This window comes from Acinetobacter sp. S-1 (assembly GCF_059579785.1).
In genome coordinates this window covers 2,060,281-2,072,374 of the sequence record NZ_CM184207.1, presented here as the reverse complement: position 1 = coordinate 2,072,374, position 12,094 = coordinate 2,060,281, and the positions used below count along the sequence as shown (strand labels likewise).

Annotated in this window: 13 protein-coding genes; 11 read left to right on the top strand and 2 right to left on the bottom strand. The window is 37.9% G+C overall.

Annotation, left to right across the window (positions count from 1 at the left end):
- Positions 1-31: 31 nt before the first annotated feature.
- From ung to pyrF, 9 genes are all read left to right on the top strand, one after another.
- A complete protein-coding gene (ung, locus tag AC52J8_RS09895; RefSeq protein ID WP_017399503.1) occupies positions 32-745 on the top strand; it encodes a uracil-DNA glycosylase in 714 nt (237 codons plus the stop codon).
- The gene (locus tag AC52J8_RS09890; protein ID WP_014206599.1) at positions 742-1,866 is read left to right on the top strand and encodes an enoyl-CoA hydratase/isomerase family protein; all 1,125 of its coding nucleotides are present in this window, start codon (positions 742-744) and stop codon (positions 1,864-1,866) included. Before ung ends, AC52J8_RS09890 begins: the two co-directional genes overlap by 4 nt.
- Before the next feature lie 5 nt (positions 1,867-1,871).
- Positions 1,872-2,375 (top strand): tRNA adenosine(34) deaminase TadA, encoded by a 504-nt coding sequence (gene tadA / locus AC52J8_RS09885; protein WP_002121378.1) that lies wholly within the window; start codon positions 1,872-1,874, stop codon positions 2,373-2,375.
- A 70-nt stretch (positions 2,376-2,445) separates the two neighbouring features.
- Entirely contained in the window at positions 2,446-2,886 is a 441-nt protein-coding gene (locus AC52J8_RS09880) for an SRPBCC family protein (RefSeq protein WP_014206600.1), read from the top strand.
- Positions 2,887-2,896: 10 nt separating this feature from the next.
- Entirely contained in the window at positions 2,897-3,577 is a 681-nt protein-coding gene (cmk, locus tag AC52J8_RS09875) for a (d)CMP kinase (protein ID WP_005069521.1), read from the top strand.
- A gap of 111 nt (positions 3,578-3,688) precedes the next feature.
- Positions 3,689-5,362, top strand: a complete 1,674-nt coding sequence (gene rpsA, locus AC52J8_RS09870; protein ID WP_002121348.1) for a 30S ribosomal protein S1 — start codon at positions 3,689-3,691, stop codon at positions 5,360-5,362.
- Positions 5,363-5,518: 156 nt separating this feature from the next.
- The gene (locus AC52J8_RS09865) at positions 5,519-5,821 is read left to right on the top strand and encodes an integration host factor subunit beta (RefSeq protein ID WP_002121337.1); all 303 of its coding nucleotides are present in this window, start codon (positions 5,519-5,521) and stop codon (positions 5,819-5,821) included.
- Between the two features lie 25 nt (positions 5,822-5,846).
- Entirely contained in the window at positions 5,847-6,212 is a 366-nt protein-coding gene (locus AC52J8_RS09860) for a lipopolysaccharide assembly protein LapA domain-containing protein (protein ID WP_033849878.1), read from the top strand.
- Positions 6,213-6,388: 176 nt separating this feature from the next.
- Positions 6,389-7,087 carry an orotidine-5'-phosphate decarboxylase gene (pyrF, locus tag AC52J8_RS09855; protein WP_025466022.1) on the top strand — a complete coding sequence of 233 codons (699 nt, stop codon included), beginning with the start codon at positions 6,389-6,391 and terminating at the stop codon, positions 7,085-7,087.
- Here the strand turns inward: pyrF and AC52J8_RS09850 are convergent.
- Both AC52J8_RS09850 and AC52J8_RS09845 read right to left on the bottom strand, forming a co-directional pair.
- On the bottom strand, positions 7,084-7,995 hold the full coding sequence (locus AC52J8_RS09850; RefSeq protein WP_086398949.1) for a LysO family transporter: 912 nt from the start codon (positions 7,993-7,995) through the stop codon (positions 7,084-7,086). The two genes, pyrF and AC52J8_RS09850, sit on opposite strands and share 4 nt — an antisense overlap.
- A 46-nt stretch (positions 7,996-8,041) precedes the next feature.
- The gene (locus AC52J8_RS09845) at positions 8,042-9,589 is read right to left on the bottom strand and encodes a flavin-containing monooxygenase (protein ID WP_086398950.1); all 1,548 of its coding nucleotides are present in this window, start codon (positions 9,587-9,589) and stop codon (positions 8,042-8,044) included.
- 121 nt (positions 9,590-9,710) lie between these two features.
- Between AC52J8_RS09845 and AC52J8_RS09840 the strand changes: the two genes are divergently transcribed.
- Both AC52J8_RS09840 and zapE read left to right on the top strand, forming a co-directional pair.
- Complete coding sequence (locus AC52J8_RS09840) at positions 9,711-10,733, top strand: AraC family transcriptional regulator (protein WP_198912067.1); 1,023 nt, start codon at positions 9,711-9,713, stop codon at positions 10,731-10,733.
- Positions 10,734-10,810: 77 nt separating this feature from the next.
- The gene (gene zapE, locus AC52J8_RS09835; protein WP_086398951.1) at positions 10,811-11,953 is read left to right on the top strand and encodes a cell division protein ZapE; all 1,143 of its coding nucleotides are present in this window, start codon (positions 10,811-10,813) and stop codon (positions 11,951-11,953) included.
- Positions 11,954-12,094: the final 141 nt, after the last annotated feature.

Genomic DNA, 12,094 nt, shown 5'->3' with positions numbered 1-12,094 from the left:
TAGAATTGAAAATTGATCTAGGATGACATTAATGCAATTAACTGAGCAACAGCAAGATAAACTCAGTAAAGTTCAATTAGAAGAAAGTTGGAAAAGATCTTTAGCACCTTTTCTATTAAGTCCTCAGATGGATAGTTTGCGCGATTTCTTATTTCAACAGAAACAAGCTCAGAAAATAATATATCCACCTAGTAAACAGATCTTTAATGCTTTAAATACCACACCATTGGCTGATGTGAAAGTTGTGATTTTAGGGCAAGATCCATATCACGGACCAAACCAAGCGAATGGTTTAAGTTTCTCTGTTCAAAAAGGTATTGCATTACCACCCTCTTTGCGCAATATTTTTCATGAATTACATACAGATTTGGGTATTCCGGCTCCTCGCCATGGTGATTTAACAAAATGGGCTAAACAAGGCGTGCTTTTACTCAATAGTGTGCTTACAGTTGAGGCTGGACAGCCGACTTCACATCAAAAGCAGGGTTGGGAAGCCTTTACTGATGAAGTTATTGATGTTCTAAATGAACAGAGACAACATATAGTATTTATTTTGTGGGGTGCTTATGCACAGCGCAAAGGACAACGTATAAATAGAGATAAACACTTGGTTTTAACAGCCGCACATCCATCACCTCTTGCTGCAAATAGAGGGGGATTTTTTGGATGCAAAGTGTTTTCAAAAACAAATCAATATTTGAAACAACATGGCATTGAGCCCATAGACTGGCAATTGGACGCATGATGAACTCTCCCAATGTAAATAACTATCACCCGGACTTGGTGGTTGAAGAAGCAAAAAACGGCTGGCGTATAGTACGTTTGAATCGTCCTAAATCGTTACATGCTTTAGACGAATCAATCGTAACGGCATTATTGCGTGTATTTGAAGATTTCCGTGACGATGAACAGGTTAAAGCAATTTGGTTAGACTCAACTACACCAAAAGCTTTTTGTGCAGGTGGTGATGTTAGAAAATTACGCCAACTTGTTATAAATCAAGAAGTCGATACCGCAAATAAGTTCTTCCAGCAGGAATATGCTTTAGATCTACTTTTACATAATTATGCTAAACCGGTTGTGGTTTGGGGAGAAGGTTATGTAATGGGCGGTGGCTTAGGCTTGTTTATGGCTGCACCATTCCGTTTAGTGACGCCATATTCACGTTTAGCAATGCCTGAAATTAATATTGGTTTATATCCTGACGTTGGTGCGAGCCGTTTCTTGGCAGATCGTGGTCCAATAGGTTTGTTTACGGGTTTAACTGGTTCAATCATGACTGCTGCTGGGGCGTATAGCATCGGTTGGGCAACACATATTTGTGAAGCACAGCGTGATAATGTTTTGCAAAAAGTTTTAAATATTAATTGGGCTCATTATCCTGCAGGGGATTTTCGAGCAATTGATGATACTTTAAATAGTTTGCACCGTCCTGTTGCGGCAGGTCCATTGCAAAACTCACTTGATGTAATTCATAGCGTTTGCCGTGGTTTTAATTTTGAACAAGACTATCAAGCTATTGTTAGCTTGCGTGATGCGAGCAGTGATTGGTTACGTCAAGCGAGTGAGAATTTGCAAAAAGGATCTCCTAGTACCGCGGCAATTACTTGGTTACTGTGGCAATGGGGCAAACAAATTCACTCATGGGATGAGGTCTTTGATCTAGAGGCTCAGATTTCTGAGTGGAAAATCCGTCATCCTGACTTTGTGGAAGGTGTTCGCGCACGCTTAGTTGATAAAGATTTATCACCTGAATGGAAACCATGTGACGATCTAAGCTTGAGAGGTATATTGGCTGATTGTCCACCAGTAACTTCAATTGATAGCTGGAATGCCTTACTTAGACAACACGGTGTGATCACCTAAATTAAATGACTGAATATAGTGATGAATACTGGATGCAGCTTGCTTACGAGCAAGCTGAATTAGCCGCCCAGCAGGGTGAGATACCTGTTGGAGCGGTTCTGGTGAGCCAAAATCGAGTAATTGGATCTGGTTATAATGCTCCAATTACTTTATTAGATCCAACTGCACATGCAGAAATTCAAGCTATCCGTGCAGCGTGTTCCTCTTTAGAAAATTATCGATTACCTGAAGATACGACTTTATATGTCACTCTTGAGCCATGTACTATGTGTGTAGGTGCGCTCGTACATGCAAGAATTAAACATGTGGTTTTTGGTACGCCAGAACCTAAAGCAGGCTCTTTGGTGAGTGCGCGTCAGTTATTACAGCAAGGTTATTATAATCATAGGTTTACATTTCAGAATGGTTGTCTACAAGAAAAATGTGCACAACAGCTTAGCCATTTTTTTAAACAAAGACGTGAGCAAAAGAAACAAGAGAAACAACAAAAAACGTCCTTAAATGATTAAAAATTAACATACTCTTATGGCAAACTAACGCAGTTTTAATGTCATGATTCTATTTAATAAGGACGATCCAATGCGTAATGTAATTACCGTAGAAAAAGAATTTAATGCTCCTCTTACTGATGTATTTAATTTGCTCTCTAAGCATTCAACTTACAATACTGCTTTTGCACCTTTACAAGTTGTGCGTGTTAAAGACTCCGCAGATTCTAAAAGACCTGATGGTTTAGGCTCAATTCGACGTATGGGATTTGGTCCAATTAAGCCACTTAAAGAAGAAATTACATTGTTGGAAGAAAATAAAAGTATTGAGTATAAATTAATAGACAATCCTTTGATTAAACACCATTTAGGCAGAATCGAGTTTTCTGAGATCACACCATACATTACTTTAGTTACATACCGCATCGAGTTAACGGCAAAAGCGCCAGTGGTCAGTAAATTAATCCTTGCACAGCTAAAACTAGCCATTACACTAGGCTTTTCGAGATTAGCTAAAGCATTTGCTTCTTAGTGAGAGTTCAATGACAGTTCAAATTATTACTATTGATGGTCCGAGTGGTTCGGGTAAAGGAACATTGGCCGCAAAACTTGCAGCACATTATCAATATCATTTACTCGATTCGGGTGCCTTATATCGTTTATTAGGGTTGTCATTACATAAACACGATTTATTAGAGAAATTAGACAGTCAGCTTGATGAATGTATTCAATATGCACGTCAACTGGACATTAAATTTGAAACGTCTACCTCAGGGATTTTGGTCTTCTTGGATGGCGAAGATGTATCTCAAACAATTCGTACAGAACGAGTTGGTGAGTACGCATCAAAAGTTGCAGTGGTTCCAGAGCTTAGACAGGCACTATTTGAAAGACAAAGAGCTTTTGCGCAAAGTCCTGGTTTAGTTGCAGATGGCCGTGATATGGCAACATCTATCTTTCCAGAAGCCAATGCCAAAATTTATCTGACAGCTTCGGCTGAGTCGCGCGCTGAGCGAAGAGTAAAACAGTTGCAGGGTATGGGGCTAGATGCTAAAATAAACGACATTTTAGCTAATATACAGGCACGAGACAAAAGAGATATGGAGCGAGAAGTTGCTCCGCTCAAGCCAGCCAAAGATGCTTATATCATTGATAGTTCGGAATTAACGATCGATCAGGTGTTTAAGTTAATGGTTGATTATGTCGATAGCCGTACTATTTAGTAAATAGAATTATCAGTTGAAGCATAGCTTGATCAGTCTATAAAGACTATGTTGATACTTAACTAAACCGGCCTTGTCTGATCCAAGACCGCTGAATTTATCAGGTATATCATGACCGAATCTTTTGCAGCCCTCTTTGAAGAAAGTGAATTAAACCTCAACGTTGAAAAGGGTGCAGTCATCCAAGGTGTTGTTGTAAACATCGATAGCGACTGGGTAACTGTTGACACTGGCCTAAAGTCTGAAGGCATTGTTGACCGTGCTGAATTTTTAAATGAACAACGTGAACTTGAAGTTCAGGTTGGTGATACTGTTGACGTAGTTGTTGAAGCTCTTGACAACGGTATGGGTCAAACAGTTTTATCACGTGAAAAAGCTAAGCGTGCTGAAACTTGGACTAAACTTGAAAAAATCTTTGAAGATGGCGAAATCGTTACTGGTGTTATCTCTGGTAAAGTTAAAGGCGGTTTCACTGTTGACATCGGTCCTGTTCGTGCATTCTTGCCAGGTTCATTAGTTGACACTCGTCCTATCCGTGACACTACTCACCTTGAAGGTAAAGAGTTAGAGTTCAAAGTAATCAAACTTGATGCTAAACGTAATAACGTTGTTGTATCTCGTCGTGCTGTTATGGAAGCTGAATCTTCTGCTGACCGTGAAGCATTACTTGCTCAACTTGAAGAAGGTCAAACAGTTACAGGTACAATCAAAAACCTTACTGATTACGGTGCATTCGTTGATCTTGGCGGTATTGATGGTCTTCTACATATCACAGATATGGCTTGGAAGCGTATCAAGCACCCTTCAGAAGTTGTTGAAGTTGGTCAAGAAGTTACTGTTAAAGTACTTAAATTTGACCGTGAACGTAACCGCGTATCTTTAGGCCTTAAACAATTAGGCGAAGATCCATGGTTAGCGATCATGAGCCGTTACCCTAAAGGTTCTATCGTTAAAGCTCGCGTAACTAACTTAACTGACTACGGTTGTTTCGCTGAAATCGCTGAAGGCGTTGAAGGTTTAGTTCACGTTTCTGAAATGGACCACACTAACAAAAACATCCACCCATCTAAAGTTGTTCAGATTGGTGATGAAGTTGATGTTATGGTTCTTGAAGTTGATGAAGAACGTCGTCGTATTAGCCTTGGTATCAAACAAACTCGTGCTAACCCATGGGAAGAGTTTGCTAAAGCTCATGAGAAAGGCGAAAAAGTATCTGGTACTATCAAGTCTATCACTGACTTTGGTATCTTCATTGGCTTGAACGGTGGTATCGACGGTTTAGTACACTTGTCTGATATTTCTTGGAACGAGCAAGGTGAAGAAGCTATTCGTCGTTACAAGAAAGGTGACACTGTTGAAGCTGTTATCTTGTCTGTAGACGCTGAAGGTAACCGTATCAGCCTTGGTATCAAGCAATTGAACAGCGATCCGTTCAATGACTTCTTAGCTGCTAACGAACGTGGTGCTTTAGTTAAAGGTACTGTAACTGCAGTTGATGCTCGTGGCGCAACTGTTAAGTTAGCTGACGAAGTTGAAGCAACTCTTAAAGCTTCTGAAATCAACCGTGACCGCGTAGAAGATGCGACTAAATTCTTAGAAGTTGGTCAAGAAGTTGAAGCGAAGATCATCAACGTTGATCGTAAATCTCGCTCTATCAACTTGTCTATCAAAGCGAAAGACGAAGCTGAAGAGAAAGAAGCAGTTGCTAGCTTGCGTACAGCAACTACAAGTCAAGACAATGGTCCTAAGACTATTGGTGACTTGATCAAAGCACAAATGAAGTAATAAGTTAACAAAGTACAGTTTCATGTAACGGAATTGTACTTTTTATACAAATTACTGTAAACGGTAGCCTAGTATTCAACATACTGCGCTACCGTTTTGTATTTAAACAGGTTATTATCGAACGACATAGAGTAGCAATAAATAACGAGGTCGTAGATGACTACTGAAGCTCTTAATAAGTCTGATTTGATTGAACGCATTGCGCTAAAAAACCCACACTTAGCTGAACCCTTGGTGGAAGAGGCGGTTAAAATTATGATTGATCAGATGATAGAAGCACTATCAACTGATAATCGAATTGAAATCCGTGGTTTTGGTAGCTTTGCTTTACACCACCGTGATCCAAGAGTTGGTCGTAATCCTAAAACAGGAAAATCAGTTGAAGTTGCAGCTAAAGCTGTTCCACATTTTAAACCCGGAAAAGCCCTTCGTGATGCAGTAAACGAATCTGGGAAATAAATAAAATTTATAAGTCGGGGTGCCTATGCGTTATATTTTAATTGCATTGCTTATTGTTGTATTTGGCTATTCTTTAGCACTTGTTTTGCAGAATCCAACAGAACTTTCTGTTGATTTGTTATTTACCCAAGTTCCAGCTATGCGTTTAGGCTTATTATTGCTACTCACATTAGTACTAGGAACTGTGGTTGGTCTTTTATTAGGTGTGCAAGTTTTCAGAGTATTCCAAAAAAGTTGGGAAATTAAACGCCTGCGTAAAGATATTGACCATTTGAGAAAAGAACAAATCCAAAGTGCTCAATTAGCGGCAGCTGAAGCAGCTGCGAATGTAAGACATGAAAAAACTGTTGTAGATATTTATCCGCAGGATAAAAACTCTACTCCGCTATAATCCCCATACTACTCTTTATTAATGAGTAAAGAGTAGTATCTCTCTAGTTTTATCTCTTCTTTTATTCTTCTAAATATAAACGCTTTTGTTCTTATCGCTTTAATTTTGGAAAGCAGCTCTCTACATTCCTTTATTCATTCATGATTTGTCTATTATAATAACGCTGATTTTATAGGATGGAAGAAAGTCTCTTGAGTATCATTGTTGCGTTAGATGCAAAAAGCCAATATGACGCTTTAAAAATTGTTGAACAGCTTGATCCTGCTTTATGTCGTGTAAAAGTGGGTAAAGAGCTTTTTACTCATGAAGGCCCATCTGTTGTAAAAAAACTGCAAGAACAAAATTTTGAAGTTTTTCTTGATCTTAAATTTCATGATATTCCAAACACTACAGCTCAAGCAGTATGTGCAGCGGCTGATTTAGGTGTATGGATGGTAAATGTTCACGCTTCAGGTGGCCGTAAAATGATGGAAACCTGTGTGGAGCGTTTAAAAGCGGGTAACTATCAAACCCAACTTATCGCTGTGACAGTACTCACATCAATGGGTCGTGAAGATTTAAAAGATATTGGTTTAGATGTTGAACCTGTAGAGCATGTAAAGCGCTTGGCTAATTTAACGAAAGAAAGTGGCTTGGATGGGGTGGTTTGTTCAGCTCAAGAAGCTAAGATTCTTCGTGAATTAATTGGGCAAGACTTCTCTTTAGTAACACCTGGTATTCGTCCAGAAGGTTCTAATGCAGACGACCAAAAACGTATTGTAACTCCAAAGCAAGCTATGCTTGATGGCTCTACGCATCTGGTAATTGGTCGACCGATTACTAAAGCAGAAAAGCCAACAGAAATGTTGAAGTCTATTCTTGCTTCGATTGCCTAAAAATTTAGGAATAAGCTAATTAATAACGGGGCGAGTAGGCTTAATAATAAGCCGCTCATCATGGCATGTGGTACATAATGTGTGCCACATGACTGTTTTACCATTGCTAAGGTAACATCCATTGAGGTTGCACCAGCACTTGAGATAGCAGGGCGTGGAAAACGCCAACCCATGGTATACATTAGAAAAATAGCAACAATTTCTCTAAATAAGTCAGTTAATAAAGCAATTCCACCCAACTCTGCCGAATGTAATTGCGTAAATAGGATCCCTGACATTGAATACCAGCCATAGCCTTGTGCTAAAGCTAAAGTTTCATTAAGTGTAAAATGCTTGTTGAGCAAATAGTAATTTAAAAAGCCCGCTATACATGACCCTATAAAAGCAGCTAAGGGTACAATTAAAATTTTCCAGCTTAACCATGTGCGGTTAAAGTGGGTGAAAGCAAGTTCGATACCAATTAAAAAAATAAAAAGTAATAACAAGTACCAGCTATTAAATGCGATATGAGAGGTGAATTGAGTAACGATAGCGCCGAATAAAACACCGACACCTAGTGCAAGAAAAGCCTTCGCAATATTCTTTAAAGCATTTACAAAAAGTTGTAGGGAAATTTTGCCTTTAACACTTTGTTTATCAAAAATTGTATAAGCAAATAAACACGTAAAGAACGAACCAAAAGACGTGGTAAGAGCAATGATAATAGCGGGTGGGAGTATGGCAGAAGGATTCTCAATTTGGTCAAGGGCCAAGGTTAATTCAAAAGCTACACTAGCTAAAAGAATATAAGAAAAATAGGGCAGTATTTTAAATATAAATTGTCGGATATTTAGAGATAGTTTGGGTGCTAGGAAATAACCGAAAGCCAGTGCTAAAAAAATTTGAACGATGAGATAAAAAGATTGCATATAATAGATAGATTGTTATCAATCTACCTATTATGTCTTGAACATTTTAAACTGCATAGCTTTGTGAGCTTTTATTTAAAAGTAAGTAGTCTTTGGGCTTAACTTTACGTGTTTCTAACCAATACTTCCATGTGTAAGTTGGCCATAGTGAAAAGTTTCTACCATCGGCAGATTGATACCAACTACTACAGCCACCAGCTTGCCATACGGTTCCTTGCAGCTGCTTTTGGACACGTTCATTAAAGGCGTCTTGAATTTCAGGCTTGATCTCAATTGCTTTTTGGCTAGACTCTTCTACTAACTGAATAAGCTGTAAAATGTAATTCACTTGAGATTCAATCATAAAAATAATCGAATTATGACCTAGAACTGTATTAGGGCCTACCAGTTGGAATAGATTGGGAAAGTTTTTAGTCATAATGCCGTAATAGCTTTCAGCACCATCTTTCCATGCTTGCTTTAACTCGATTTGATTACGTCCAATACATGTGAAATGTTTTAAATAAATACGTGGGTCAGTAATAAAACCTGTACCGTAAATTAAACAATCAATAGGTCGTTCTTGACCATCTTTAGTAACAATACTGTTTTCTTTAATCTCTTGAATACTATCAGTTACTAGCTCAACATTTTTTCGGTTAAAGGTAGGAAAGTATTTATTTGAGATAAGAATACGTTTACATCCCATAACGAAGTCAGGTGTGAGTTTTTTTGCTAACTCTTTATCTTTGACTTGAAAACGGATGAATGCTTCTGCCAATTTTTGGCCATATTTCATGATTTGAGGTTGAACAATGGGTACAACGCGAGATTCATTACTCCAGTAAAGGCGACTACGATGAAGCTGGCGATAAATATTAGAAGATTTGAATAATGCTTTACTTAAGCTTGAATATTTGCGCTCATCGCGTGGTATTACCCATGCAGCTGTTCTTTGAAATACATAGAGCTGTTTAACATCTTTGGCTATTTCAGGAATATATTGAATTGCGCTACCACCTGTACCAATAGATGCGACTGACTTTCCGTTTAAGTCATAGTCATGTTCCCATTTTGAGGAATGAAATACTTTTCCTTTGAATTTTTCAATCCCCTTGATAGGAGGAATTTGTGGGATGTGTAGGGGACCAGATGCAAAAACTACAAATTGCGCTTCTATAGAAGGTTGGTTCTTAAAGTCTAGAGTCCAGACATGACGTGTTTCATCATATTGGACATGAGTTACGTCATGGTTAAACTTGCAGTAATCTTTAATTTTATATTTCTGTGTAATGTCTTGAATATAATTAAAGATCTCTGGCCCCTCAGCATAGCGTTTTGTCCAATCTGTTTTTGGTGCAAAAGATAATGAATACATATGAGATTGAACATCACATGCTGCACCTGGATAACGATTTTCTCGCCAAGTTCCGCCGACATCGTTTGATTTTTCTAAAATAACAAAGTCTTGCTGTTGATTTTGGAGTAAACGGATTGCCATTGCTAGGCCACCAAAGCCAGCACCAATAATAGCGATTTTAGTTTTTTGAATAGCATCTTGCTTTGCGTTTAGCATTGGAAACCCTGCATAAGCTGAAAAGAGGATTGCACGCAAGACTAACGTTTTTTAATCAGTTTAAACATGATTGTAACGACGTGAAAATTGATAGATTCGGCAATTAATTTTCTTGCTTCTTTATAGTAAAACATTTCAGTCTAGGGAAATTGATAGAAGAATGAAACGGTCGATACTTGGTTTAATCTATTTAATTCAAGGAATGCGCAATGCTGGCATTGATGTCGACTCACGTTTGGCCGATATAGGTATTAAAGTCGATGCTTTAGACCCGAGCTCTACAATTCATGATCGTCTTGAATGGGACATTCAACAAATAATTAGTAAAAATGTAGAGCCTGAAAAGGGTTTATTTATTGGACAGCATTATGCTTTAGCTGGTTACGGCCCATTGCTTATGCTACTTGTCACAAGTAATGATATTCAAACTGCTTTAAATAAGGGTATAAAATATCAAAAGCTTACGCATTTATTTGGTAGCTTGGCTTTATATGAAAATGATGAGCGGACGATTTTAAATTATTTGCCTGTTGATTTAAAAACGGAAATTGGTCAGTTACGGGCACAGTGTGAAATCTCTGGAACTTATAAATTTATTCAAGATATTTATACGATGATGGGATTACAAATACCTACGATGCGTATAGAACTTCCATTTGAAAAACCTACTGATATAGAAACTTTGTCACACTATTTTGCATATTATGGCGAAGATGCGCATTTTAATGGTAAATATGCGGCATTTAGCCTAAGTAAGGATGTACTTGAAATCAAGATTCCTTCTGCTGATATCATTACACATCGTATTTATGAATCAAAATGTATTGCAGAAATAACAAGATTAAATCAACAAGATCATCAAACTCCACATATCATACAATGTGTGCAAGATTATCTTGAACTGCAACAAGGAATTATCCCGAGCATGGCGGAAACAGCTTTTGCATTAAAAATGCCTGAAAGGACATTAAGGCATCAACTGCAACAGCTAAATACGAGTTATAAGCAAATTCGTGAACAAATTATCAAGAATAAGGCATTGAAGCTTATGGAATATAGGGAATACTCAATAGAAGTTGTTGCCGAATTACTCGGCTATTCTGAACCGGCGGCATTTAATCATGCATTTAAACGATGGTTTGGACAGAGTCCTCGACAATATGCAAAAGAGTCATCGTCGTAACTCTTGATGCTAAAAGCTAATGTGGTTGAACAAAATGTTCGCTATACTCTCATCAGTTAAAATTGAAATAAAACGATATGTTAAATTTAAAATCTTCTCATAGTACTGCATTCACACCTTCTTCCCCAGCAGAACGCTATGCTGAGGCTTTAGCTTCAGGTCAATTTATGGCAGATGAAGCGCAAGCACAGGCAGTGCAAGAATTAGATCGCGTATGGAAAGAACTTTTAAACCGTTATAAAGCCTCAAAAAAAGCTTTCCGTCGTTTCCGTCGCCAAACTTCGCCTAAAGGTGTATATATGTGGGGCGGAGTAGGCCGTGGAAAAACTTGGCTTATGGATCAATTTTATGAATCTGTGCCATTTCGCCGTAAAACGCGTATGCATTTTCATCATTTCATGCAACATGTTCATAAAGAGCTAAATAAGCTTTCAGGCCAACGTAATCCACTTGAAATCGTAGCTGACCAAATCTATAAAGATGCTGTCGTTATTTGTTTTGATGAATTCTTTGTCTCAAACGTAACAGATGCAATGATCTTAAGCGATTTATTCCAAAAATTATTTGTGCGTGGTGTGACATTAATTGCAACATCAAACATTGCACCAGATGGCTTATATAAAAACGGTATTCACCGTGATCGTTTCTTGCCAACCATTGAAATGGTTAAAAAGAACTGTGCTGTTTTAAATGTAGATGCAGGTGTGGACTATCGTTTGCGTGTACTAAAACAAGCTCAATTATTTAAATCGCCATTAACGAATGAAGCTCAAAGCTGGATAGCTGAACGTTTTAGTGCATTAACTCATACACAAGCTCATTCTCAAGAGCCGATTGTGATTAATAATCGTGTTGTCGAGACTTTGGGACATACAGAAGATGTGTTGTGGTGTGAGTTTTCTGAACTCTGCTTTAAACCACGTAGCCCAGCCGATTTTATTGAAATTGCAAACATTTATAATACGGTTCTAGTCAGTAATGTTCCTCATTTGACAGATTTCTTATCTGAAGGTACTCGTCGCTTTATTTATCTAGTCGATGAGTTTTACGATCGAGGTGTGAAATTACTTTTAACGTCTCAAGATAGTATTATTGATATTTATCAAGGTGAAAAGTTAGCATTTGAGATTGAACGTACGCGTTCACGTTTGCTAGAAATGCAGTCTGATGAATATTTACATTCTGAACACCGACATATTGATGCTACAAAAACCTCTTAAGTAAAATAGATATGAAAAGCGCTCTAGATTGAGCGCTTTTTTATAACAAAAAATAGATAAATTTAATTAAATAGTGCTTTTTCACGCAGCAAAGTTTGATATAACTAAATACGCTTTAGAAAAACAAGATAGTGAAACTTT

Bases quoted from the DNA above. Each gene is read 5' to 3' on its own strand.
- ung (WP_017399503.1), top strand. From the start codon at position 32: ATGCAATTAACTGAGCAACAGCAAGATAAACTCAGTAAAGTTCAATTA.
- AC52J8_RS09890 (WP_014206599.1), top strand. From the start codon at position 742: ATGATGAACTCTCCCAATGTAAATAACTATCACCCGGACTTGGTGGTT.
- tadA (WP_002121378.1), top strand. From the start codon at position 1,872: ATGACTGAATATAGTGATGAATACTGGATGCAGCTTGCTTACGAGCAA.
- AC52J8_RS09880 (WP_014206600.1), top strand. From the start codon at position 2,446: ATGCGTAATGTAATTACCGTAGAAAAAGAATTTAATGCTCCTCTTACT.
- cmk (WP_005069521.1), top strand. From the start codon at position 2,897: ATGACAGTTCAAATTATTACTATTGATGGTCCGAGTGGTTCGGGTAAA.
- rpsA (WP_002121348.1), top strand. From the start codon at position 3,689: ATGACCGAATCTTTTGCAGCCCTCTTTGAAGAAAGTGAATTAAACCTC.
- AC52J8_RS09865 (WP_002121337.1), top strand. From the start codon at position 5,519: ATGACTACTGAAGCTCTTAATAAGTCTGATTTGATTGAACGCATTGCG.
- AC52J8_RS09860 (WP_033849878.1), top strand. From the start codon at position 5,847: ATGCGTTATATTTTAATTGCATTGCTTATTGTTGTATTTGGCTATTCT.
- pyrF (WP_025466022.1), top strand. From the start codon at position 6,389: ATGGAAGAAAGTCTCTTGAGTATCATTGTTGCGTTAGATGCAAAAAGC.
- AC52J8_RS09850 (WP_086398949.1), bottom strand. From the start codon at position 7,995: ATGCAATCTTTTTATCTCATCGTTCAAATTTTTTTAGCACTGGCTTTC.
- AC52J8_RS09840 (WP_198912067.1), top strand. From the start codon at position 9,711: ATGAAACGGTCGATACTTGGTTTAATCTATTTAATTCAAGGAATGCGC.
- zapE (WP_086398951.1), top strand. From the start codon at position 10,811: ATGTTAAATTTAAAATCTTCTCATAGTACTGCATTCACACCTTCTTCC.